Origin of the sequence: Streptomyces sp. col6 (assembly GCF_008042035.1) — a bacterium.
Taxonomy (GTDB): domain Bacteria; phylum Actinomycetota; class Actinomycetes; order Streptomycetales; family Streptomycetaceae; genus Streptomyces.
Genome location: NZ_RDBL01000006.1, coordinates 1,164,093 through 1,187,862, shown reverse-complemented (window position 1 = coordinate 1,187,862; position 23,770 = coordinate 1,164,093). Strand labels below are relative to the sequence as shown.

Sequence of the window (23,770 nt, the reverse complement as noted above, 5' to 3'; positions counted from 1 at the left end):
GTCAGAAGCCGGCCGGCTCCGTGTAGACGCCCCACTCGTCGCGAAGGACGCCGCAGATCTCGCCGAGGGTCGCCTCCGCGCGGACCGCGTCGAGCATCGGGGCGATCATGTTGGAGCCGTCGCGGGCGGCGGCCAGCATCGCGTCCAGGGCGGACTTGACCCGGGCGTCGTCGCGGCCCTCCTTGCGGCCGGCGAGCACGCGGACCTGCTCGCGCTCGACCTCGTGGCTGACCCGCAGGATCTCCAGGTCGCCGGTGACCGAGCCGTGCGCGACGTTGACGCCGACGACGCGCTTGTCGCCCTTCTCCAGCGACTGCTGGTACCGGAAGGCGGATTCGGCGATCTCGCCGGTGAACCAGCCGTCCTCGATGCCGCGCAGGATGCCGGAGGTGATCGGGCCGACCGGGTGCTGCCCGTCGGGGTGGGCGCGGGTGCCGCGCTCCTTGATCTGCTCGAAGATCTTCTCGGCGTCGGCCTCGATGCGGTCGGTGAGCTGCTCCACGTACCAGGAACCGCCCAGCGGGTCGGCCACGTTGGCGACGCCGGTCTCCTCCATCAGCACCTGCTGGGTGCGCAGCGCGATCTCGGCGGCCTGCTCGGAGGGGAGCGCGAGGGTCTCGTCGAGGGCGTTGGTGTGCAGCGAGTTGGTGCCGCCGAGGACGGCGGACAGGGCCTCGACCGCGGTGCGTACGACGTTGTTGTACGGCTGCTGCGCGGTGAGCGAGACGCCGGCGGTCTGGGTGTGGAAGCGCAGCCACTGGGCCTTGTCGGTCTTCGCGCCGTACGTCTCCTTCATCCAGCGGGCCCAGATCCGGCGGGCGGCGCGGAACTTGGCGATCTCCTCGAAGAAGTCGAGGTGCGCGTCGAAGAAGAAGGACAGGCCGGGCGCGAAGGTGTCGACGTCGAGCCCGCGCGAGAGGCCGAGCTCCACGTAGCCGAAGCCGTCGGCGAGGGTGTACGCCAGCTCCTGCGCGGCCGTCGCCCCGGCCTCGCGGATGTGGTAGCCGGAGACGGAGAGCGGCTTGTACGCGGGGATGGAGCTCGCGCAGTGCTCCATCAGGTCCCCGATGAGGCGCAGATGGGGCTCGGGCTGGAAGAGCCACTCCTTCTGCGCGATGTACTCCTTGAAGATGTCCGTCTGGAGCGTGCCGTTGAGGACGGCGGGGTCGACGCCCTGGCGCTCGGCGGCGACCAGGTACATGCAGAAGACCGGGACGGCCGGGCCGCTGATCGTCATCGACGTCGTGACGTCACCGAGCGGGATGTCCTTGAACAGGACCTCCATGTCGGCGGCGGAGTCGATGGCGACGCCGCAGTGCCCGACCTCGCCGAGCGCGCGCGGGTCGTCGGAGTCGCGGCCCATCAGCGTCGGCATGTCGAAGGCCACGCTCAGCCCGCCGCCGCCGGCGGCCAGGATCATCTTGTAGCGCTCGTTGGTCTGCTCGGCGTTGCCGAAGCCGGCGAACTGGCGGATGGTCCAGGTGCGGCCCCGGTAGCCGGTCGGGTGGAGCCCCCGGGTGAAGGGGTACTCGCCGGGCCAGCCGATCCGCTCGAAGCCCTCGTACGCGTCCCCGGGGCGGGGGCCGTAGACGGGCTCGACCGGGTCGCCGGAGAGCGTGGTGAAGTCCGCGTCACGCTTGCGGGCCTTGTCGTAACGGGCCTGCCAGCGGCGGCGGCCTTCCTCGATCGCGTCAGCGTCCATGCCTCCAATTTACTAGGACGTCCTAGTAAATGTCGATGACAAACCGCCCGGCGCTTCGCGCGGGGCGGTTCGGTGAGGTCAGACGTTCGCGGGGGCCGTCGGCGTCGTGTCGGCGACCAGCGGCTCGACCTCGCGGACGACCTTGCGCTCCACGAAGAACGCGGCCGTCGGGATCGTGCCCGAGATCAGCACCCAGAGCAGCTTGCCCATCGGCCACTTCGCCTTGGAGCCCAGGTCGAAGGCGAAGATCAGGTAGATGATGTACAGCACGCCGTGGATCTGGGAGACGACGAGCGTCAGGCCCTCACCCTTGTCGAAGCCGTATTTGAAGATCATGCACACGCAGAGGATCAGCAACATGACGGCGGTGACGTAAGCCATCACCCGGTATCGGGTCAGCACACTGCGTTTCATGGCATCGAGCGTAACCGGACGTCCGGGGCGATCTTGCAGCGGGCCGGGCCCCGGAACGGCGTCTCTCAGACCTCCTCGAAGTCCTGCGCGGCGATCCGCAGGGGCCGCAGCAGCGCGAAGATCTCGGCGCACTCCTCGGCGTCGTACACCCCGAGTCCGAACTCCATCGCGACCAGGTCCCGGGTCGCCGATTCCACGACCTCGCGGCCCTTGTCCGTGATGGAGGCCAGCGTGCCCCGCCCGTCGTTGGGGTTCGGGCGCTTGTCCACCAGGCCGGAGCGCACCAGCCGGTCCACCGTGTTCGTCACGGACGTCGGGTGGACCATCAGCCGCTCGCCGATCTTGGACATCGGCAGCTCGCCCGCCTTGGAGAAGGTGAGCAGCACCAGCGCCTCGTACCGCGCGAAGGTCAGTCCGTACGGCTTGACGACGGCGTCGACCTCGGCGAGCAGGATCTGCTGCGCCCGCATGATCGAGGTGATCGCCCCCATGGACGGGACCGGGCCCCAGCGCTGCTGCCAGAGCTCGTCGGCGCGGGCGATGGGATCGAAGGGAAGGCTGAGCGGCTTCGGCACGGCCACGACCTTACCCATGGGGAACTTGTCGGTCCTCCCCGTCTCGAACTTCGGTCCGGCCCTGGGCCGTGGGTGCGGTTCTGCGGACCTCGGCGACCAGCGGGAGCAGGCACAGCGTGCCGAGGACACCCGCCCCGGCGACCACCTGGTGGACGGGGAAGAACTCGGCCGCGAGCCCCGTGAGCGCCATGCCGACGCCCTGGAGCGTCATGAGTCCCGCGGTGAGCAGGGTCATGGCCCGGCCGCGCAGCTCCTCGGGGACGGCGGCGACGAACCACTGGTCGAGGCCGATGCCGTACGCGGCCGAGGCACCGGCCACCACCAGCGCGACGGCGGCCGTCGCGACCCCCGGGGTCAGCCCGTACACCGCGAGGGGCAGCAGCCCGGCGGCGGCCAGCGGCAGCACGATCCGCTCGCGGGTACGGGGGCGCAGCACGGAGCCCGCGTACAGCTCGGAGGCGATGTGGCCGACGGGCATGGCGCACATCAGCAGCCCGAGCGCCGTCGGGCCGGCCCCGATCTCGTCGGCGTACGGCGCCGCGACCGCCTCCGGCGCCACGACGAACAGCGGAGGCAGCCAGAACAGCAGCATCAGGGCGCGGACGCGGCGGTGGCCGAGGACCAGCCGGGCGCCGGACAGCGACTCCCGCAGCAGGGTGGAGCCGCCGCCGCCCTGCGCCGCGCGGGCGGGCCGGTCGCGGGTGCCGAAGCGCAGCAGCGTCGCCGAGCAGAGGAAGGTGACCACCGTGATCGCGATCGCGCCGCGCGGGGAGATCACGGCGAGGAGCAGCCCGCCGACGCCGAACCCGGCGAGCAGCGCGCTCTGCGAGACGATCCGCAGCAGCGAGCGGCCCAGGACGAACAGTTCGCCCTCGCCCAGGATGTCGGTGAGCGCGGCCATCCTCGTCCCGGTGAAGACCGGAGAGACGGCGGCGACCAGGCAGCGCAGCCCCAGGAGCCCCGCGACCGGCGTGCCCGGAAGGATCATCACGGCGACGCAGGCCGCGCAGACGAGGTCGCAGGTGACCAGCACCCGGCGGGCGGGGTAGCGGTCCGCGATCCCGGCGAAGAGGGTGCCGCCGACGAGGTACGGGAGCATGCCGAGCGCGAAGGTGAGCGCGCTGAGCAGGGGCGAGGAGGTGAGGTCGTAGACCAGGACGGTGAGCGCGAGTTCGCTGACGACGACGCCGAGCAGCGAGAGCAGATGCGCGGCGAACACCGCCCGGAACTCGCGTACGGCGAAGACGGCGCGGTATCCCCGGGGGACGGACGGAGCGTCCGCCGTGTCGTGGGCGGTGCCCTGTGGGTGGGTGCTGTTGCTCGGCATGGCGGCAGCTTGGAGGAGCGGGCGCCCCGCTCCGTAGACTTTCGGCTGACACCGAATCTTCGCGAGGCCGCCCATGCCGTTCCATCTGCATCTCGACGAGAACGACCTGTTGCGCTGCCGGTTCGCGCTCTCCCCGCTCTGGGAGACCCAGGCCGCCGTGCGGACGCTGCTGCGCCCCCGGCGGCACGGGTACCACCAGCCGTGGCTGCGGCGCATCAAGGACGCGGCCTCGGGGCTCGATCTGCGGCCGCTCTGGTCGCTGATGACCGACGGCGGGCACAATCCGGACTTCCTCTGCCCGCCTCCCACGGGGCCGTACGTCGCGTTCGAGGACGAGATCGCGGCCGTACGCGCCACCGCCCCGGAGCTGGTCGCCCAGGATCTGGCGCTGACGCTGGCCGACCGGCCGGGCGCCCTGGACTCCCCCGCCGGCCGGGCGCTGCTCGCCGACCCGGCGCGGGCCCTGCGGGAGCTGGCCGATCTGCTCGAAGAGGCGTGGCGGACGCTGATCGAGCCGGACTGGGCGAGGCTGCGCGCCCTGCTGGAGGCCGATATCGCGTACCACTCGCGACGGCTGGCCGAGGTGGGATTCGCACGCCTTCTCGGGGAGTTGAGCCCGCAGCTGACGTGGACGGACTCCACCCTGACCCTGGTGGGGATGCGGGGCCGGCACTCCCGGGTGCTCGGCGGGCAGGGCCTCGTGCTGATCCCGAGCGTCTTCGCGTGGCCGGACGTGGTCAGCGGATACGAGCCGCCCTGGCCGCCCGCCGTGATCTACCCGGCGCGCGGGATCGGGGGCCTGTGGACGGAGCCGGGCGCGAGTACCCCCGAGGCCCTGGCACGGCTGCTCGGCCGGGCACGGGCCGATGTCCTGTGCGCGCTGGACGAGCCGGCCGGCACCAGCGCGCTCGCGCACCGGCTGCGGCTCGCCCCGTCGTCGGTGTCGGCGCATCTGTCGGTGCTGCGGGCGGCCGGGCTGCTGACCTCGCGCCGCTACGGCCACCAGGTGCTGTACGAGCGGACGCCGCTGGGGATCGCGCTGGCGGTCCCGGAATGACGGGAGCCCCCGCCGGAGGGGCGGGGGCTCACTGTGGGCGGACCGGGCGTCAGTCCGCGAGGTACCGCTCGACCGTCTCGACCTTGGAGGTCAGTCCGTCGGTGACCCCGGGCCGGATGTCGGCCTTGAGCACGAGGGAGACCCGCCCGGCGCGCGCCTCGACGGCGGCCACGGCGCGCTTGACGACGTCCATGACCTCGTCCCACTCCCCTTCGATGGAGGTGAACATCGCGTCCGTGCGGTTGGGCAGCCCGGACTCGCGGACGACCCGGACGGCGTCGGCGACGTACTCCCCGACGTCCTCGCCGACCCCGAGCGGGCTGACGGAGAAGGCGACGATCATGCGCTGACCGTGCCTTCGCGGCGGGCCCGCGCGGCGATGACGCTGTCCGCCTCGTAGCGCTTGAGCACCTTGTCCCCGTACAGACCGCCGAACGGCAGCACGCACAGCAGGAAGAAGAACGCGACGCGCTTCAGCGGCCACTTGGTCTTCGCCCACACGTCCAGCAGCAGGACGACGTAGATCACGAAGAGCACGCCGTGCAGCATGCCGAGCGGCATCATCAGGAAGTCGATGTCGGAGACCCGGCTCAGGACCGAGCCGAAGAGGATCAGCGCGGGGAAGGACAGCGCCTCGGGAATCGAGATGAGGCGCAGCCGGTGCAGGGCGGTGGCGGTCTTGATGTCCACGGGGGCACCTTCGGTGGGAGGGTCGTGACAGCTTGTGAACGCACGCACAAGCGGCACCCATTGTGACATCGCCGCCCGGCCCGCCCGGCGGCGGGTCCCGGGGGGAGCGGGCCGCGCCCGCCCGTTCCGCAAGAAGTACGTCCCGATTGCGTCCGGGTCCCGTACCGGATGCGTATCAGGGGCGCTCCGGGGCGCCCGATCGCGCGGCTGCCCCTGTTCCCGCGGCGGTGGCTGCCGCTATTTTCGCCGGGTGGCAATGTTCCGACTTGAGGGAAGCAAGACGCTCGCCGTCGATCTGGCCGGCGATGCCGTCAAGGCGAAGAACGGCTCCATGGTCGCGTACGAGGGCCAGATGACGTTCAAGAAGATGACGGGTGGCGGTGAGGGACTGCGCGGGATGGTGACCCGCAGGCTGACCGGTGAGTCGATGGCGGTGATGCAGGTCACCGGGCAGGGCACCTGCTACTTCGCCGACCGCGCGAGCGAGATCAACCTCGTCTCGCTGCACGGCGACAAGCTGTACGTGGAGGCGAGCAACCTGCTCTGCACCGACGCGGGGCTGCGCACGGGCACCACGTTCACCGGGCTGCGCGGCGGTGCGACGGGCAACGGCCTGTTCACCACCACCGTGGAGGGGACCGGCCAGGCGGCGATCATGTCGGACGGCACGGCCGTGGTGCTGCGGGTCTCCGCGCAGTACCCGCTGTTCGTCGACCCGGGCGCGTACATCGCCCACCAGGGCAACCTGCAGCAGAACTTCCAGTCCGGGGTGAACTTCCGGACGCTGATCGGCGAGGGCTCGGGCGAGTCCTTCCAGATCCGTTTCGAGGGCGAGGGACTGGTCTACGTGCAGCCCAGCGAGCGGAACACGATCGGGGGGAACCTCTGATGCCCTTCCGCGAGATCAACTCGAAGATGGTCGAGGCGACGGTGGTCCCCGGCCAGAAGATGTTCAGCCAGCGCGGGGCGATGCTCGCCTACCGGGGCGAGGTCGCGTTCACGCCGAACATCCAGGGCGGCCAGGGCGGCGTGATGTCGATGCTCGGCCGCCGGCTGGCGAACGAGGCGACGCCGCTGATGACGGTCGAGGGCAACGGCACGGTGATGTTCGGCCACGGCGGCCACCACATCCAGGTGATCAACCTCACCGGGGACACCCTCTACGTGGAGGCGGACCGCCTCCTCGCCTTCGACGGGTCGCTCCAGCAGGGCACGATGTTCATGGGCTCGCAGGGCGGCGTGATGGGCATGGTGCGCGGCCAGGTGACCGGTCAGGGCCTGTTCACGACGACGCTCACCGGCCACGGCGCGGTGGCGGTGATGGCGCACGGCGGGGTCATCGAGCTGCCGATCGCCCCGGGCCGCGACGTGCACGTCGACCCCCAGGCGTATGTCGCCCACCACGGCGACGTACGCAACAAGCTCTCCACCGCGCTCGGCTGGCGCGAGATGGTGGGCCGCGGCTCGGGCGAGGGCTTCCAGCTGGAGCTGAGCGGCAGTGGTGCGGTGTACGTCCAGGCGTCCGAGGAGAAGCTGTGAACGCCCCCGTGATCTTCGACCCGATGACGCTGCCGTCGGACGACAACGTCAACCCGTACACCTTCTGCGTGGAGCTCAAGGGGAGCCAGTGGTTCCTGCAGAAGGGCAAGATGATCGCCTACTACGGGCAGATCGGCTTCGACGGCATCGGGCACGGCCGGTTCGACCGGCTGGTCCGGGCGAGCTTCCACTCGCCGCTGCACGCGAGCGACTGGGTGGTGGCCGAGGGCAGCGGCAAGATGCTGCTCGCCGACCGGGCGTTCGACGTGAACTCCTACGACCTGGACGACGGCAACCTGACGATCCGCTCCGGCAACCTGCTCGCCTACCAGCCCTCGCTGGCGCTGAAGCAGTCGATCGTGCCCGGGTTCCTGACGCTGATCGGCACGGGCAAGTTCGTCGCCGCGTCCAACGGGCCGGTGGTCTTCATGGAGCCGCCGCTGCGGGTCGACCCGCAGGCCCTGGTGGGCTGGGCGGACTGCCCCTCCCCCTGCCACCACTACGACCACGGCTACATGACCGGGGTGATGGGCGGCCTGCGCGCGCTCACCGGGATCGGCGGGGCGTCGGGCGAGGAGCACCAGTTCGAGTTCGTGGGGGCCGGTACGGTGCTGATCCAGTCGTCCGAGGCGCTGATGCCCGAGCAGCCGACGGGGGCGGTGCCGCAGCAGGCGGGGGTGCCGGGCGGCGGCCGTCCGGGCGCCGCGCCCCGGGCGCCCGGTCAGCTGGGGGACCTCCAGCGTCGCTTCGGTTTGTGAACGGTAGTCTGCGGAGTGTGACGTCGAACGCCTGCGCCCCGCCCTGGCGCGTGCGGGGCGTCACACGCTCCTCATTCGTCCGGCTTTCAACTTCTTAGGTAGAATCCATACATGGAGACCGAGACGGCCACCCGCTGGCTGAGCGACGCCGAGCAGTGCGCCTGGCGCACCCACCTGGACGTCAGCAGGCTGCTGATGCACCAGCTGGAGAAGGACCTCCAGCCGTTCGGGCTGACCAACAACGACTACGAGATCCTGGTCAACCTCTCGGAGTCGGAGGACCGCCGGATGCGGATGAGCGACCTCGCGGGCGCCACCCTCCAGTCCAAGAGCCGCCTCTCCCACCAGATCACGCGCATGGAGAGCGCGGGGCTGGTGCGGCGGGAGAACTGCGAGTCGGACCGCCGGGGGCTGTACGCGGTGCTGACCGAGGAGGGCGCGGAGACGATGCGGAAGGTGGCGCCGCACCATGTGGCGTCGGTCCGCAAGCACTTCATGGACCTGTTGTCGCCGGAGGCGCTGGCGGAGCTGCATGCGGCGTTGACACCGGTGGCGGAGCATTTGCGGGGGCAGCGGGGGTAAGAGGCGGCGCGCGTTGCGCGTTGCGGCGGGTGCGCCTGCGGCGGGCCTGTTCCCCTACCCGCCCCTTCCCGAACCCGGGGCTCCGCCCCGGACCCCGCGCATCGAACGCCGGAGGGGCTACCTGTGAGCCCCTGCGGCGTTTGAGCAGCGGGGTTCGGGGCGGAGCCCCGGGTGTACGTTCGGCCGCTCAAGCCTCTCCGGCGATTGAGGAGCGAGGGGGCGAGGGGAGGCTCAGGTCGAAGCGGGCGCCGCCTTCCGGGGCGGACCCCACCGTCAGGCGGCCCCCGTGGCGCGCAGCCACATCGCGGGCGATCGCCAGGCCCAGGCCCGCCCCGCCGTCGTCGCGGGCACGCGCCTCGTCCAGGCGGACGAAGCGTTCGAAGACGCGCTCGCGTTCCGCCTCCGGCACCCCGGCCCCGTCGTCCGTGACCGTGACGAGCACCCCGTCGGCGGACCGCCCCACCGTCACGGACACCGAACGCACCGCGTGCCGCTCGGCGTTGTCCAGCAGGTTGCCCAGGACCCGGGCCAACTGGCCGCGCGAACCCGCCACTTCGAGGCCGCCGTCCCGTACGGACACCGTGACCGGGATGCGGTCGCCCACCCGCTGCGAGACCTCCTCGCGGACCAGCGCCCCCAGGTCGACCCGCGTCCGCCCCGCCCGCTCCCCCGCGTCCAGCCGGGCCAGGAGCAGCAGGTCCGCGGCGAGTGCCTGGAGGCGTACGGTGTCGGCGACCGCGCCCGGCACGTCCAGCAGCTCCGGGTGCGCGGCGCCCACCTCCAGCTGGGTGCGCAGCGAGGCGATCGGGCTGCGCAGCTCGTGCGAGGCGTCGGCCACGAAGCGCCGCTGCCGGCCGACGGACTCCTCCAGCGCGGCGAGGGTCTCGTTGGTCGTACGGGCCAGCCTCGCGACCTCGTCACGGGAGCCCGGTTCCGGCACCCGCCGGGCCAGGTCCTCGGACGCGGTGATCGCCGCCATCTCGCGCCGGATGCCCTCCACCGGGCGCAGGGCCCGCCGGGTCACCAGCCAGGTCACCCCGGCGACGACCAGGAGCACCACGGGCAGCCCGGCCAGCATCGCCGAGCGCACGCTGTCCACGGCCCGCCGCTCGGCGGCGAGCGGGGCGCCCGCGTGGACGGTCAGGGTGCGTCCCGCCGGATCCGTAGCCTCGACCGCGGCGAACCGGTAGTCGGCGCGGTCGCCGTCCACGGTGGCGGTGCCGTTGGCGAAGTCCGGTTCGTCCGTGGAGACCTCGCCGCGGCCCGGATCGTCGTCGTCGTGGTCGTCGTCGCCCGCCCCGGCCGTCCCCGGCGCGGCGACCCGGTCCGTGCCGGTGCCGGAGATCGCCTCCAGGTCCTTGGAGACGGCCACCACGCGCCCGTCCTCGTCGGTGACCTGGACCGGGTGCTCCTCCTCGTCACCCGTGTCCAGGTCGGCGTACGGCACACCGAGGGCCAGCTGCCCGGCGACCTCCCGGGCGGCCACCTCGGCCTGGAGGCCCGCCTGGTCGGTGAGGTTCGCGCGCAGCACGAGGAGCACGGCGAGCCCGGCGGCGCCCAGGGCGAGGGCGACGACCACGGTGGCGCCGAGCGCGGCCCTGGCCCGTACGGACCTCATCGCGCCTCCAGCCGGTAACCGGCGCCGCGCACCGTGCGGATGGCGTCGGCACCGAGCTTGCGGCGCAGGGTGCTGACATACACCTCGACGATGTTGGGGTCGCCGTCGTAGGCGAAGTCCCAGACGTGCTCCAGGATCTCCGCCTTGCTGACCACCTGCCCGGCGCGCAGGGCGAGCTGTTCGAGGACGGCGAACTCCTTGGCGGTCAGGGCGATCTCGTCGCCGTCGAGGTGCAGACGGCGGGCGGCGGTGTCCATGCGCAGGGCCCCCACGGTGACCACCGGCGACCCGGAGCCGCCCCGGCGGCGCAGCAGGGCGCGGACCCGGGCGACCAGCACCACGTAGCTGAACGGCTTGGTCAGGTAGTCGTCGGCACCCGTGTCCAGGCCCTCCGCCTCGTCGTACTCGCCGTCCTTCGCGGTCAGCATCAGCACCGGCACCTCGTGGCCCTCGGCGCGCAGGGCGGCGCAGACGCGGTAGCCGTTCGTCCCGGGCAGCATGATGTCGAGGATCACCAGGTCGTACGCGCCGTCCCGCGCCCGGTGCAGGCCCTCGGTCCCGTCGTGCACGACGTCCACGGCGAATCCCTCGGCGGTGAGCCCCCTGGCCAGGGAGATCGCCAGCCGCTTCTCGTCCTCCACGATCAACAGGCGCATGCGCCCAGCGTCCCAAACCGAAGCTGAAGACGGCTTCAGGTGGCTTCAGGCTGCGTTCAGCATCGGCCCGGCAGGGTGGGTTGTGTCGTACCGAAGGCATCCGATACGGGAGGAATCCTCATGAAGCGCAAGATCGTCATCGCCGTCGTCACCGCGGCCGTGCTCGTCGGAGGCGGGGCCGGCGCGGTCGCCCTCACGGGCGGCGAGGAGGGCGGCGGCGGCCGGAGCACCGCGGCGGGCGCCGCCGGTGACTCCGACGCCCCGGCCGCCGCCCCTGCAGCCGCTCCCGCCGCTGCCCGGGTCACCGTCGGTGACGCGGTCGCGGCCGGCCTGGCGGCCGTTCCCGGCACGGTGACCGAGGCGGAGCTCGACGAGGAGGACGGCGGGCTCGTCTGGGAGCTGGATGTGTACGGCTCCGACCGGTCCTGGCACGACGTGACGGTGGACGCGGGCAGCGGCAAGGTGCTGGACAAGCGGGTGGACCGCGACGAGGACCGGGGCGCGCCCCGGTCGGCCTCCGTCTCGCTGGAGGAGGCGGTGAGGGCCGCGCTGAAGTCGGACCCGGGATCGGTGTCGTTCCTGGCCCAGGGCGACACGGTGCTCGCGAGCTTCGGGAACGGGGTGGTGGTGTCGGCGTACGCCCCATGAGTGGGGGCCGTTGGCCCCGTACCCCCGCTCCTCGATCGCCGGAGGGGCGTCCTGGAGGACTGCCTCGCCGCCGAGCCGGACGCCCGCCCCACCGCCGCCGGCCTCGCCGAACGGCTGGCGCCCGGCGCGGCCTCCCGATGGCCGGCCCCGGTCGGGCGGGCGCGGAGAGGCTGCCGGTGGCCCCCTGCGTGGGCGTGTAGCCCGGCAGCAGCGGCCCGTTCAGCGCGCAGACCCGGGCCAGCTCCCGTTCGTACTCCGCGATCTGCCCGCCGACCGGGGCCGGCCATCGGGAGGCCGCGCCGGGCGCCAGCCGTTCGGCGAGGCCGGCGGCGGTGGGGCGGGCGTCCGGCTCGGCGGCGAGGCAGTCCTCCAGGACCGCGCGCAGGCCGTCCGGCACGTCCGCGAGATCGGCCTCGACGTACTTGACGCGGTAGAGGACGGCGGCGACGGGCCCGTCGCCGAACGGGTCGCGCCCGGTGGCGGCGAAGCAGAGCACCGAGGCGAGGCAGAACACGTCGGAGGCCGGGACGACGCGTCCGCTGCCCGCGACGTGCTCCGGGGACATGAAGGCGGGGCTGCCGACCATCCGGCCGGTGGTGGTGAGCGGGGTGGCGCCCGCGTCCCGGGCGATCCCGAAGTCGATGAGGCGCGGGCCGTCCGCCGCGAGCATGACGTTGCCCGGCTTCACGTCGCGGTGGACGATCCCCGCCGCGTGCACGGCTGCCAGGGCGCGGGCGATCCCGGCGCCCAGCATCCGTACCTCGGCCTCGTCCATGGCGCCCGCCCCGCGCACGGCCGCGGAGAGCGTCGGCCCGGCCACGTACGCGGTGGAGAGCCAGGGGACCTCGGCGTCGGCGTCCCCGTCGAGCAGCGGGGCGAGGTGGGTGCCGGTGACGGACCGGGCGAGGGTGATCTCGCGGCGGAAGCGGCCGCGGAAGCCGGGGTCCTGCGCCACGTCCCGTCGGACGGTCTTCACGGCGGCGGGCGCGGTTCCGTCGCCCCGGTCGCCGAGGAAGACCTCGCCCATGCCGCCCGCGCCCAGCCGGGCCCGGATCGTGTACGGGCCGATCGTCCGGGGTGAGTCGTCCCTGAGCGGACCGAGCATGTGGCACTTCCCCCCTGGGTGCGCATGACAGGCGGCAATCCTGTCATGGAGCGGATGCGGTGGAGGGGGGCAGGTGCGTGAACGCCTCCGCACCCGTGCGGTGCTGACGCTGCGTCACCAAGAGGGGGCCCTTCTCGGCCGCGGCCCGCACGCCGCGCCCGGGAAGGGCCCCGAGGCCGACCGGGCTCTCAGCCCTCGCCCGTGAGCCCCGCCACCAGTTCGTCCGCCGCCGCGTACGGGTCCAGGCGGCCCGCCACGATGCGTTCGGCCAGGGCGTCGAGGCGGCGGTCGCCGTGCAGGCTGCCGATGCGCTCGCGGAGGCGGGTGACCGCGATCGTCTCGACCTCGCGGGCGGCGCGGGCCGCGCGGCGTTCGCCCAGGACCCCGCGCTCCTCCATCCACGCCCGGTGCTTCTCCAGGGCCTCGACCACCTCGTCGACGCCCTCGCCCCGGGCGGCGACCGTCTTCACGATCGGCGGCCGCCAGTCGCCGGGGCCCCGGGACTCCCCGAGGCCCAGCATGTGGTTGAGCTCGCGGGCGGTGGCGTCGGCGCCGTCGCGGTCGGCCTTGTTCACGACGTACACATCGCCGATCTCCAGGATCCCGGCCTTGGCCGCCTGGATGCCGTCGCCCATGCCGGGGGCGAGGAGGACGATCGAGGTGTCGGCCTGGGAGGCGATCTCCACCTCGGACTGGCCGACGCCCACGGTCTCCACCAGGACCACGTCGAAGCCCGACGCGTCCAGCACCCGGATCGCCTGCGGGGCCGCCCAGGCGAGGCCGCCGAGGTGGCCGCGGGTCGCCATGGAGCGGATGTAGACGCCCGGGTCCGACGCGTGGTCCGACATCCGCACCCGGTCACCGAGCAGCGCGCCGCCGGAGAACGGCGAGGACGGGTCCACGGCGAGCACCGCGACCCGCTTGCCCTGCTTCCGGTACGCGGAGACGAGCGCCGACGTCGACGTGGACTTGCCGACGCCCGGCGAACCGGTCAGTCCGACGACGTAGGCGTTGCCCGCCAGCGGCGCCAGGGCCGCCATCACCTCGCGCAGGTGCGGCGATGCCCCCTCCACCAGGGAGATGAGCCGGGCCACCGCCCGCGGTCCGCCCGCGCGGGCCTGCTCCACCAGGGTGGGGACGTCCACCATCACCGCTCCGTTCCGCTCGCTGCGTGTTCTCGTACCGCGTTACTTGCCCGGAACGCGCAGGATCAGCGCGTCGCCCTGGCCGCCGCCGCCGCACAGGGCCGCCGCGCCGACGCCGCCGCCGCGCCGCTTGAGCTCCAGCGCGAGGTGCAGCACCACACGGGCGCCGGACATGCCGATGGGGTGGCCGAGCGCGATGGCGCCGCCGTTGACGTTGACCTTGTCCGTGGTGACGCCGAGGTCCTTCATGGACTGGACGGCGACGGCCGCGAACGCCTCGTTGATCTCGATGAGGTCGAGGTCCTCGACGGCGATGCCCTCCTTCTTCACGGCGTGCCGGATGGCGTTGGAGGGCTGCGACTGGAGCGAGTTGTCCGGGCCCGCCACGTTGCCGTGGGCGCCGATCTCGGCGATCCACTCCAGGCCCAGTTCCTCGGCCTTGGCCTTGCTCATGACGACGACCGCGGCGGCGCCGTCGGAGATCTGCGAGGAGGTGCCCGCGGTGATCGTGCCGTCCTTGGCGAAGGCCGGGCGCAGCTTGCCCAGGGACTCCGCGGTGGTCTCGGGGCGGATGCCCTCGTCCTTGGAGAAGAGGACCGGGTCGCCCTTGCGCTGCGGGATCTCGACCGGGGTGATCTCGGCCTCGAACAGGCCGTTCTTCTGCGCGGCGGCGGCGCGCTGGTGGGACAGGGCGCCGATCTCGTCCTGCGCGGCGCGGCCGAGGCCGAGGCGGGTGTTGTGCTTCTCGGTGGACTCGCCCATCGGGATGTTCTCGTAGGCGTCGGTCAGACCGTCGTACGCCATGGAGTCGAGCATCTCGATCGCGCCGTACTTGTGGCCCTCGCGGGACTTCGGGAGCAGGTGCGGGGCGTTCGTCATGGACTCCTGGCCGCCGGCCACGACGACGTCGAACTCACCGGCGCGGATGAGCTGGTCGGCCAGGGCGATGGCGTCGAGCCCGGAGAGACACACCTTGTTGACGGTGAGCGCGGGGACGTTCATGGGGATGCCGGCCTTGACCGCCGCCTGGCGGGCCGGGATCTGGCCCGCGCCGGCCTGGAGCACCTGGCCCATGATCACGTACTGGACCTGGTCGCCGCCGATGCCGGCCCGGTCCAGTGCCGCCTTGATGGCGATGGAGCCGAGGTCCGCGCCGGAGAAGGTCTTCAGGGAGCCGAGGAGCCGGCCCATGGGCGTCCGCGCGCCCGCGACGATCACGGAGGTGGTACCGGTCGTTCCTGACATGAGGCACAGCCCCTTGGGATAGATGTGAACGAGGGTTTACTTGAATGTACTGAGCGGTACCCGCCCCGTCATCCGCCCGCGAGTGTGATCGCGCGCACGTTGCGTAACCATCCGCAGCGCGCTGCACTGGTCCCATGCTGACGCGAATCGACCACATCGGGATCGCCTGTTTCGACCTCGACAAGACCGTCGAGTTCTACCGCTCGACCTACGGGTTCGAGGTCTTCCACTCCGAGGTCAACGAGGAGCAGGGCGTGCGGGAGGCCATGCTCAAGATCAACGATACGTCCGACGGCGGCGCCTCGTACCTCCAGCTCCTGGAGCCCACCCGCGAGGACTCCGCCGTGGGCAAATGGCTGGCCAAGAACGGGGAGGGCGTGCACCACATCGCCTTCGGTACGGCCGACGTGGACGCCGACGCCGCGGACATCCGCGAGAAGGGCGTCAGGGTGCTGTACGACGAGCCCAGGACGGGTTCGATGGGGTCCAGGATCACCTTCCTCCACCCCAAGGACTGCCACGGGGTCCTCACCGAACTGGTCACGGCGAAGACGGAGCACTGACCCAGCCATACCCGGCCCGGTAGAGTGGGCGGTTCCGGGCCGGGGCCGGGTCGGGGGCGCGCCGCGTCCCCAGCCGTTGATCTGTCACCATTCCCCGAACGTTGAGAGCTCGGGGAAGGATGGGACCGCGCAGTGCGGGGCTACGAACGCCAGGAGAGCCACCGAGCTGAAGACGACCATCTCTCGCGGTTCGAGGCCGAGATGGACCGGCTCAGGACCGACCGGGAGAAGGCTGTCCAGCACGCCGAGGACCTCGGCTACCAGGTCGAGGTCTTGCGTGCCAAGCTGCACGAGGCCCGGCGCAGTCTGGCGATGCGTCCTGCCTACGACAGCGCGGACATCGGCTACCAGGCGGAGCAGTTGCTCCGTAACGCCCAGGTCCAGGCGGAACAGCTGCGCAGCGACGCCGAGCGCGAGCTGCGCGACGCCCGCGCCCAGACCCAGCGGATCCTCCAGGAGCACGCGGAGCACCAGGCCCGGCTCCAGGCCGAACTGCACAACGAGGCCGTGCAGCGCCGCCAGCGCCTCGACCAGGAACTGGCGGAGCGCCGCCAGACCGTCGAGTCCCACGTCAACGAGAACGTCGCCTGGGCCGAGCAGCTGCGGGCGAGGACCGAGTCGCAGGCCCGCCGCCTGATGGAGGAGTCCCGGGCCGAGGCCGAGCAGGCGCTCGCCGCCGCACGGGCCGAGGCCACCCGGCTGTCCGAGGAGACGCGTCAGCGGATCGGTTCGGAGGCGGAGTCCGCCCGCGCCGAGGCGGAGTCCATCCTGACGCGGGCCCGCAAGGACGCCGAGCGGATGCTCGGCGCCGCCGCGGGCCAGGCCCAGGAGGCCACCAGCCACGCCGAGCAGCTGCGGCTGTCGACGACCGCCGAGACCGAGCAGACCCGGCAGCAGACCACCGAGCTGAACCGGGCCGCCGAGCAGCGCATGCAGGAGGCCGAGACCCGGCTGCGCGAGGCCCGGCTGGAGGCCGAGAAGGTCCTCGCCGAGGCCAAGGAGGCCGCGGTCAAGCGGCTGGCCGGCGCGGAGTCGCAGAACGAGCAGCGCACCCGTACGGCGAAGGCGGAGATCGCCCGGCTCGTCGGCGAGGCCACCAAGGAGTCCGAGACCCTCAAGGCGGAGGCCGAGCAGGCGCTCGCCGACGCCCGCGGCGAGGCCGAGCGGCTGCGTGCCGAGGCGGCCGAGGCCGCGCGCACCGCCGCCGCCGAGGACGCCGCGGCCCAGCTCGCGAAGGCGGCCCGGTCCGCCGAGGAGATCCTGACCAAGGCCTCGGAGGACGCGAAGACGGCCACCCGGGCGGCCGGCGAGGAGGCCGAGCGCATCCGCCGCGAGGCGGAGGCCGAGGCGGACCGGCTGCGCGGCGAGGCCGCCGAGCAGGCCGACCAGCTCAAGGGCGCGGCCAAGGACGACACCAAGGAGTACCGGGCCAAGACGGTCGAGCTGCAGGAGGAGGCGCGCAGGCTGCGCGGCGAGGCCGAGCAGTTGCGGGCCGAGGCGGTCGCCGAGGGCGAGCGCATCCGGGGCGAGGCACGCCGCGAGGCCCTCCAGCAGATCGAGGAGGGCGCGAAGACCGCCGAGGAGCTGCTCGCGAAGGCCAAGGCCGACGCGGAGGAGCTGCGCGGCGCCGCGACCACCGAGAGCGAGCGGGTCAGGAGCGAGGCGGCCGACCGGTCGGCCGCCCTGCGCAAGCAGGCCGAGGAGGCGCTCGACCGGGCCCGCGCCGAGGCCGGGCAGCTGCGCACGGAGGCCGAGGAGCAGGCCGAGGCGTCGAGGACCGCGGCCGAGGAGGCGGCGTCCGCCCTGCGCGAGGAGACGGAGCGCGCGGTCGCGGCCCGGCAGGCGGAGGCGGCCGGTGAGCTGACCCGTCTGAAGGAGGATGCGCAGACCCGGGTCTCCGCCGCCGAGCAGGCGCTCGGCGAGGCGCGTACGGAGGCGGAGCGCCTCCGGCGCGAGACGAACGAGGAGTCCGAGCGACTGCGCGCGGAGGCGGCCGAGCGGCTGCGGACGCTCCAGGAGCAGGCGGAGGCCGAGGCCCTGCGGCTGCGCGACGAGGCCGCGGCGGACGCCTCGCAGTCCCGTGCCGAGGGCGAGGCCCTCGCCGTACGGCTGCGGACCGAGGCCGCCACCGAGGCGGAGCGGCTGCGGACCGAGGCGCAGGAGAGCGCCGACCGGGTGCGCTCGGAGGCCGCCGCGGCCGCCGAGCGGGTGGGCACGGAGGCCGCCGAGGCGCTGGCCGCCGCCCAGGAGGAGGCGAACCGGCGCCGGCGCGAGGCCGAGGAGACGCTGGACGCGGCCCGCACCGAGGCGAACCAGGAGCGCGAGCGGGCCCGCGAGCAGAGCGAGGAGCTGCTGGCCTCCGCGCGCAAGCGGGTCGAGGAGGCGCAGGCCGAGGCGCAGCGGCTGACCGGCGAGGCGGAGACCCGGGCGGCCGAGCTGGTCGCGGCGGCCGAGCAGACCGCCCAGCAGGTCCGGGACTCGGTCGGCGGGCTCCAGGAGCAGGCCGAGGCGGAGATCGCCGGGCTGCGCTCCACGGCGGAGCACGTCGCGGAGCGGACCAAGTCCGAGGCCCAGGAGGAGGCCGACCGGCTGCGGGCCGACGCGCACGCGGAGCGCGAGCGGGCGGGCGAGGACGCCTCCCGGATCCGCCAGGTGGCCAAGGAGGAGACGGACGCCGCGAAGGCGATGGCGGAGCGTACGGTCTCCGACGCGATCGCGGAGTCCGAGCGGCTGCGCGCCGAAACGGCCGAGTACAGCCAGCGGATGCGTACCGAGGCGTCGGACGCGCTCGCGTCGGCCGAGCAGGACGCCGCGCGCAGCCGGGCGGAGGCCCGCGAGGACGCCAACCGGATGCGCACCGAGGCGGCGGCGCAGGCGGACCTGCTGGTGACCGAGGCGACCTCCGAGGCGGAGCGGCTGCGCACGGACGCGGAGCGGCAGGCGGCCCGGGTCGGCGACGAGGCGGCGGGCGAAGCGGAGCGGATGCGTGCGGAGGCCGCGGCCACCGTGGGTTCCGCGCAGGAGCACGCGGCGCGTACGCGGGAGGAGTCGGAGCGGCTGCGGGCCGACGCCGAGGCGGCGGCCGAGCAGATGCGGGCGGAGGCGCGCCAGGAGGCGGACCGGCTGCTCGACGAGGCGCGCGAGGCGGCGGCGAAGCGCCGGGCGGACGCGGCCGGGCAGGCGGACCAGCTCATCGACAAGGCCCGGGAGGAGGCGCTGCGCGTCGCCACGGAGGCCGAGGAGCAGGCCGACACGATGGTCGGCGCGGCACGCAAGGAGGCCGTGCGGATCACCTCGGAGGCGACGGTCGAGGGCAACTCGCTGGTGGAGCGGGCCCGGACGGACGCGGACGAGCTGCTGGTCGGCGCGCGCCGGGACGCCACCCAGATCCGGGAGCGGGCCGAGGAGCTGCGGGTCCGGGCGGACACCGAGGTCCAGGAGCTGCACGACCGGGCGCGGCGGGAGACGGCCGAGCAGGTCAAGACGGTCGGCGAGCGCGTGGACAAGCTGATGAAGGCGGCCACCGAGCAGCGCGAGGAGGCCGCGGCCAAGGCCAAGGAGCTGCTGTCCGACGCGAACGCCGAGGCGAGCAAGGTCCGGATCGCCGCCGTGAAGCGGGCCGAGTCGCTGCTGAAGGAGGCCGAGCAGAAGAAGGCCAGCCTGGTGCGCGAGGCCGAGAAGCTGCGGGCGGACGCCGAGACCGAGGCGAAGCGGGTGGTGGACGAGGGCCGGCACGAGCTGGAGGTCCTGGTGCGCCGGCGCGCGGACATCAACACGGAGATCTCCCGTGTCCAGGACGTGCTGGAGGCGTTGGAGTCTTTCGAGACCCCGGGGGCGGGCGGTAAGGGCGGGGGCGCCGCACCGGCCGCCGGCGTCAAGGCCGGAGCCTCGTCGGGCACTCGATCGAGTGGCAAGCCGTCAGATGGGTAGCCGCCGGGCCTTCGTCCATGGTTCCGCATGGACCGTCATTCGTCCGAGTGGCAAGGGTTACGGGGGTCAGCCACTCAAAAGGGGTGTCATTCTCCAGATCAAACCGGCATCTGCTCGATGACACGCCGCTCAGGCCCCTAGGATTCCCTCTATCACCTCACCGGTCTCACTTCGACAGGAACCCCATGAGTGACCCTTCCTCCCCCTTCGGCTTCGAACTCGTGCGGCGTGGTTACGACCGCGGTCAGGTGGATGACCGCATTACCAAGCTCGTCGCCGACCGTGATAGTGCTCTGTCCCGCATCACCTCGCTGGAGAAGCGCATCGAGGAGCTGCACCTCGAAACGCAGAACGCCCAGGCCCAGGTGAACGACGCGGAGCCGTCGTACGCGGGTCTCGGCGCGCGTGTGGAGAAGATCCTGCGCCTGGCCGAGGAGGAGGCGAAGGACCTCCGTGAGGAGGCCCGTCGCGCCGCCGAGCAGCACCGTGAGCTCGCCGAGTCCGCCGCCCAGCAGGTGCGCAACGACGCCGAGACGTTCGCCGCCGAGCGCAAGGCCAAGGCCGAGGACGACGGCGTCCGCATCGTCGACAAGGCCAAGGGTGAGGCCACCGCGCTGCGCTCCGACGCGCAGAAGGACGCGGCGCAGAAGCGCGAGGAGGCCGACGCCCTCTTCGAGGAGACCCGCGCCAAGGCCGCCCAGGCCGCCGCGGACTTCGAGACCAACCTCGCCAAGCGCCGCGACCAGTCGGAGCGCGACCTCGCGTCCCGTCAGGCCAAGGCCGAGAAGCGTCTCGCCGAGATCGAGCACCGCGCCGAGCAGCTCCGCCTGGAGGCCGAGAAGCTCCGCACGGACGCCGAGCGCCGGGCCCGTCAGACGGTGGAGACCGCGCAGCGCCAGTCCGAGGACATCGTGGCCGACGCCAACGCGAAGGCCGACCGCATCCGCAGCGAGTCGGAGCGCGAGCTGGCGGCGCTCACGAACCGCCGCGACTCGATCAACGCCCAGCTGACCAACGTCCGCGAGATGCTGGCGACGCTGACCGGTGCCGCGGTGGCCGCCGCCGGCACCCCCGCCGACGAGGAGCCCGCCTCCCGAGGCGTCCCGGCCCAGCAGACCCGCTGATTCCGGTTGTCGTACCCGCGTGCCCGGTTCCGCCCTTGTGGTGGCGCCGGGCACGCGGTCGTTCTAGCGTGAACGCATGATCGAGCTCGATGGCCTCACGAAGCGCTTCGGGAACAAGGTCGCCGTCGACCAGTTGTCGTGCGTGATCAGACCGGGAATGGTGACGGGTTTTCTGGGACCCAACGGGGCGGGCAAGTCCACCACGATGCGGATGATGCTCGATCTCGACAACCCCACCAGTGGTTCCGTGCGCATCGACGGCAAGCACTACCGCGAACTCGCGGAGCCCCTGAAGTACATCGGGGCGCTGCTGGACGCCAAGGCGATGCACGGCGGGCGCAGCGCGTACAACAACCTGCTCTGTCTGGCCCAGAGCAACCGCATCCCCGAGCGCCGGGTGGCGGAGGTGCTGGACACCGTCGGTCTGACGGCGGTCGCGCGGAAGAAGTCCAAGGGCTTCTCGCTCGGTATGGGCCAGCGCCTCGGCATCGCGTCGGCGCTGCTCGGTGATCCCGAGATCCTGATGTTCGACGAGCCGGTCAACGGTCTGGACCCGGAGGGCATCCACTGGATCCGGAACCTGATGAAGACGCTCGCCTCGCAGGGCCGGACGATCTTCGTCTCCTCGCATCTGATGAGCGAGATGGCGCTGACCGCCGACCATCTGATCGTGATCGGTCAGGGCCGGCTGCTCGCCGACACCTCGATGGCCGACTTCATCCACGAGAACTCCCGCAGTTACGTCCGGCTGCGCTCCCCGCAGCAGGAGCGGCTGCGCGACGTGCTCCACCAGGAGGGCGTCGTGGCGGTCGAGACGGCGGGCGGCACGCTGGAGGTGGACGGGGCGAGCACCGAGGACCTGGGCGAGCTGGCTGCCCGGCACTCGATCGTGCTGCACGAGCTGAGCGCCCAGCGGGCGTCGCTGGAGGAGGCGTTCATGCAGATGACGGCGGGCTCGGTCGAGTACCACGCCCACTCGGAGCCCGGCGGCGGCGCACCTGCGCCCGAGGGCCCGCAGTGGGGCGGGGCCTGGAACCAGCAGCCCGGCAACGGCAAGGAGGCGTGACGATGGCTTCGGTCCCCGCGGTCCTGACCTCCGAATGGACCAAGATCCGGACGGTCTCCTCCACCACCTGGACGCTGATCTCGGCGTTCCTGGTCACCGTCGCGATGGGCGCGGCCCTGTGCGCGGTGATGAACGCCCAGTTCGACGACCTCAAGGAGGCGGAGCGGCTGACCTTCGACCCGACGTTCATCAGCTTCTCCGGGATGATTCTCGGCCAGCTGGCGATGGTCGTGTTCGGGGTGCTCGTCGTCGGTACGGAGTACAGCTCCGGCATGATCCGCACCTCACTGGCGGCCGTGCCGCAGCGGGCGACCTTCCTCTTCAGCAAGATGCTGGTGGCCGGGGTGCTGGCCCTGGTGGTCGGGCTGCTGACGAGCTTCGTCACGTTCTTCCTGGGCCAGGCGCTGCTGGGCGACCACGGTACGGACATCGGCGCGGACAACGTGCTGCGGGCCGTGGTGGGCGGCGGTCTCTACATGGGGCTGATCGCGCTCTTCTCCATGGGGGTGGCGGCGATGCTGCGCAGCTCCATGCTGTCGCTGGGCATCCTGATGCCGTTCTTCTTCCTGGTCTCGCAGATCCTGTCGGCGGTGCCGGGCGCCAAGAAGGTCGCCCAGTACTTCCCGGACCAGGCGGGCTCCAAGATCATGCAGGTGGTGCCGGACGCGATGAACAGCGATCCGGCGCCGTACGGGCCGTGGGCCGGTCTGCTGATCATGGTGGGCTGGGTGGCGGCCGCGGTGATCGGCGGCTTCCTCGTCCTGAAGAAGCGGGACGCCTGACCCGGACACGGTCCCGGACCGGGCGGGACTCGCCCCGGTAACGACTTGGCCGGAACCGTCAAGGCGCGGATATCCTCCTAACTCTTACGGGGGCGTACGGCCGGACGGCGTGTGCCCCGACGACAGATAAGTCGATGGGGCTGGAGCATGATCGAGGCAGTCGGCCTGACCAAGCGCTATGGCGCGAAGACGGCCGTGTACAACCTTTCCTTCCAGGTGCGGCCGGGTGCCGTCACCGGATTCCTCGGTCCCAACGGGTCCGGCAAGTCGACGACGATGCGGATGATCCTCGGCCTGGACCGTCCGACGGCCGGCCGGGTGACCATCGGCGGCCACGAGTTCCGCACCCTGCCGAACGCGCCCCGCCAGGTGGGCGCCCTGCTCGACGCGAAGGCGGTGCACGGCGGCCGCAGCGCCCGCAACCACCTCCTCTCGCTCGCCCAGCTGGCCGGCATCCCGGAGGCCCGGGTCGACGAGGTGCTGGGTGTCGTGGGGCTCCAGGAGGTGGCCCGCAAGCGCTCCAAGGGCTTCTCGCTGGGCATGGGGCAGCGCCTGGGCATCGCGGCCGCGCTCCTGGGCGACCCGCAGGTGCTGCTCTTCGACGAACCGGTCAACGGCCTCGACCCCGAGGGCATCCTCTGGGTCCGCAATCTGATGAAGATGCTGGCGTCCGAGGGCCGCACGGTCTTCGTCTCCAGCCACCTCATGAGCGAGATGGCCCTCACCGCCGACCACCTGATCGTGATCGGCCGCGGCCAGCTGATGGCCGACATGAGCGTCACCGACTTCATCTCGGCCAACTCCGCCGACTTCGCCCGGGTCCGTGTCCCGGACGAGACGCCCGAGCAGCGGGAGAAGCTCACCACCACGCTGACCGAGGCGGGCGGACAGGTCATGTCCGAGCCGGACGGCGCCCTGCGGGTCACCGGCCTCGCCCTCCCCCGGATCAGCGACCTCGCCCACGAGTCGGACGTCCGGCTGTGGGAGCTGTCGCCGCACCAGGCGTCGCTGGAGGAGGCGTACATGCGGATGACGCAGGGCGCCGTGGACTACCGCTCGACGGTCGACCAGAAGGCCCACCTCCAGCAGCAGCCGCCGTACGCGGGCTACGGGCAGCCGCCCGGATACACCCCGCCGCCGCAGCAGCCCGCCCCCGATGTGCCGCAGCAGGGCTGGTACGCCCCGCCGCCGCCCGGACAGAACCCGTACGCGGCCGCCCCGGCGCCCACCGCCCCGGCGCAGGC

Annotated in this window: 22 protein-coding genes and 1 pseudogene; 12 read left to right on the top strand and 11 right to left on the bottom strand. The window is 72.5% G+C overall.

Annotated elements, in window-relative coordinates; all coding sequences use genetic code 11:
* Position 1 precedes the first annotated feature (1 nt).
* The 4 genes from EAO73_RS09525 to EAO73_RS09510 all read right to left on the bottom strand — a co-directional run bounded on the left by EAO73_RS09525 (position 2) and on the right by EAO73_RS09510 (position 4,018).
* Positions 2-1,702 (bottom strand): methylmalonyl-CoA mutase, encoded by a 1,701-nt coding sequence (locus tag EAO73_RS09525; RefSeq protein WP_147970944.1) that lies wholly within the window; start codon positions 1,700-1,702, stop codon positions 2-4.
* A gap of 78 nt (positions 1,703-1,780) precedes the next feature.
* Complete coding sequence (locus tag EAO73_RS09520; protein ID WP_147970943.1) at positions 1,781-2,116, bottom strand: DUF3817 domain-containing protein; 336 nt, start codon at positions 2,114-2,116, stop codon at positions 1,781-1,783.
* Between the two features lie 65 nt (positions 2,117-2,181).
* On the bottom strand, positions 2,182-2,691 hold the full coding sequence (locus EAO73_RS09515; protein WP_147971483.1) for a MarR family winged helix-turn-helix transcriptional regulator: 510 nt from the start codon (positions 2,689-2,691) through the stop codon (positions 2,182-2,184).
* Positions 2,692-2,701: 10 nt separating this feature from the next.
* Entirely contained in the window at positions 2,702-4,018 is a 1,317-nt protein-coding gene (locus EAO73_RS09510; RefSeq protein ID WP_147970942.1) for an MFS transporter, read from the bottom strand.
* A 73-nt stretch (positions 4,019-4,091) separates the two neighbouring features.
* Here EAO73_RS09510 and EAO73_RS09505 point away from each other — a divergent pair, with 73 nt between their 5' ends.
* Complete coding sequence (locus tag EAO73_RS09505) at positions 4,092-5,075, top strand: ArsR/SmtB family transcription factor (RefSeq protein WP_147970941.1); 984 nt, start codon at positions 4,092-4,094, stop codon at positions 5,073-5,075.
* Between the two features lie 49 nt (positions 5,076-5,124).
* Here the strand turns inward: EAO73_RS09505 and EAO73_RS09500 are convergent, their stop codons facing one another.
* Both EAO73_RS09500 and EAO73_RS09495 read right to left on the bottom strand, forming a co-directional pair.
* On the bottom strand, positions 5,125-5,418 hold the full coding sequence (locus EAO73_RS09500; RefSeq protein ID WP_030971479.1) for an MTH1187 family thiamine-binding protein: 294 nt from the start codon (positions 5,416-5,418) through the stop codon (positions 5,125-5,127).
* Complete coding sequence (locus tag EAO73_RS09495; RefSeq protein WP_018102592.1) at positions 5,415-5,765, bottom strand: DUF3817 domain-containing protein; 351 nt, start codon at positions 5,763-5,765, stop codon at positions 5,415-5,417. The genes EAO73_RS09500 and EAO73_RS09495 overlap by 4 nt, the downstream gene beginning before the upstream one ends.
* A gap of 256 nt (positions 5,766-6,021) precedes the next feature.
* Here EAO73_RS09495 and EAO73_RS09490 point away from each other — a divergent pair, with 256 nt between their 5' ends.
* From EAO73_RS09490 to EAO73_RS09475, 4 genes are all read left to right on the top strand, one after another.
* Complete coding sequence (locus EAO73_RS09490) at positions 6,022-6,654, top strand: AIM24 family protein (RefSeq protein WP_147971482.1); 633 nt, start codon at positions 6,022-6,024, stop codon at positions 6,652-6,654.
* On the top strand, positions 6,654-7,304 hold the full coding sequence (locus tag EAO73_RS09485) for an AIM24 family protein (RefSeq protein WP_147970940.1): 651 nt from the start codon (positions 6,654-6,656) through the stop codon (positions 7,302-7,304). The genes EAO73_RS09490 and EAO73_RS09485 overlap by 1 nt, the downstream gene beginning before the upstream one ends.
* A gap of 23 nt (positions 7,305-7,327) precedes the next feature.
* The gene (locus EAO73_RS09480) at positions 7,328-8,062 is read left to right on the top strand and encodes an AIM24 family protein (protein WP_376555522.1); all 735 of its coding nucleotides are present in this window, start codon (positions 7,328-7,330) and stop codon (positions 8,060-8,062) included.
* A 111-nt stretch (positions 8,063-8,173) separates the two neighbouring features.
* Complete coding sequence (locus tag EAO73_RS09475) at positions 8,174-8,644, top strand: MarR family winged helix-turn-helix transcriptional regulator (protein ID WP_147970938.1); 471 nt, start codon at positions 8,174-8,176, stop codon at positions 8,642-8,644.
* Between the two features lie 187 nt (positions 8,645-8,831).
* On the opposite strand, the gene EAO73_RS09470 is transcribed toward EAO73_RS09475, so the two are convergent.
* Together EAO73_RS09470 and EAO73_RS09465 are read right to left on the bottom strand one after the other, a co-directional pair.
* Positions 8,832-10,262: a sensor histidine kinase gene (locus tag EAO73_RS09470; protein WP_147970937.1), complete on the bottom strand. Its 1,431-nt coding sequence runs from the start codon at positions 10,260-10,262 to the stop codon at positions 8,832-8,834.
* The gene (locus EAO73_RS09465; RefSeq protein ID WP_147970936.1) at positions 10,259-10,918 is read right to left on the bottom strand and encodes a response regulator transcription factor; all 660 of its coding nucleotides are present in this window, start codon (positions 10,916-10,918) and stop codon (positions 10,259-10,261) included. Before EAO73_RS09465 ends, EAO73_RS09470 begins: the two co-directional genes overlap by 4 nt.
* A gap of 120 nt (positions 10,919-11,038) precedes the next feature.
* Between EAO73_RS09465 and EAO73_RS09460 the strand changes: the two genes are divergently transcribed.
* Entirely contained in the window at positions 11,039-11,566 is a 528-nt protein-coding gene (locus EAO73_RS09460) for a PepSY domain-containing protein (protein WP_147970935.1), read from the top strand.
* Positions 11,567-11,933: 367 nt separating this feature from the next.
* Here EAO73_RS09460 and EAO73_RS09455 read toward each other — a convergent pair.
* From EAO73_RS09455 to EAO73_RS09445, 3 genes and pseudogenes are all read right to left on the bottom strand, one after another.
* Positions 11,934-12,593, bottom strand: a pseudogene (locus EAO73_RS09455) (serine/threonine-protein kinase); the annotation flags it as partial.
* A 266-nt stretch (positions 12,594-12,859) separates the two neighbouring features.
* Positions 12,860-13,819, bottom strand: a complete 960-nt coding sequence (meaB, locus tag EAO73_RS09450) for a methylmalonyl Co-A mutase-associated GTPase MeaB (RefSeq protein ID WP_147970934.1) — start codon at positions 13,817-13,819, stop codon at positions 12,860-12,862.
* 39 nt (positions 13,820-13,858) lie between these two features.
* Positions 13,859-15,061, bottom strand: a complete 1,203-nt coding sequence (locus EAO73_RS09445; protein ID WP_147970933.1) for an acetyl-CoA C-acetyltransferase — start codon at positions 15,059-15,061, stop codon at positions 13,859-13,861.
* Positions 15,062-15,195: 134 nt separating this feature from the next.
* On the opposite strand from EAO73_RS09445, the gene mce reads away from it, so the two are divergent.
* From mce to EAO73_RS09415, 6 genes are all read left to right on the top strand, one after another.
* The gene (gene mce / locus EAO73_RS09440; protein WP_018550068.1) at positions 15,196-15,624 is read left to right on the top strand and encodes a methylmalonyl-CoA epimerase; all 429 of its coding nucleotides are present in this window, start codon (positions 15,196-15,198) and stop codon (positions 15,622-15,624) included.
* A gap of 132 nt (positions 15,625-15,756) precedes the next feature.
* Positions 15,757-19,554, top strand: coding sequence for a polarized growth protein Scy (gene scy, locus EAO73_RS09435; protein ID WP_147970932.1), 3,798 nt, complete (start codon positions 15,757-15,759; stop codon positions 19,552-19,554).
* 185 nt (positions 19,555-19,739) lie between these two features.
* Positions 19,740-20,678: a cellulose-binding protein gene (locus EAO73_RS09430; protein ID WP_147970931.1), complete on the top strand. Its 939-nt coding sequence runs from the start codon at positions 19,740-19,742 to the stop codon at positions 20,676-20,678.
* Positions 20,679-20,754: 76 nt separating this feature from the next.
* Complete coding sequence (locus EAO73_RS09425; protein WP_147970930.1) at positions 20,755-21,744, top strand: ATP-binding cassette domain-containing protein; 990 nt, start codon at positions 20,755-20,757, stop codon at positions 21,742-21,744.
* Between the two features lie 2 nt (positions 21,745-21,746).
* Positions 21,747-22,526 (top strand): ABC transporter permease subunit, encoded by a 780-nt coding sequence (locus EAO73_RS09420; protein ID WP_147970929.1) that lies wholly within the window; start codon positions 21,747-21,749, stop codon positions 22,524-22,526.
* A gap of 147 nt (positions 22,527-22,673) precedes the next feature.
* On the top strand, positions 22,674-23,770 hold a 1,097-nt coding region (locus EAO73_RS09415), incomplete at its 3' end, for an ABC transporter ATP-binding protein (protein ID WP_147971481.1).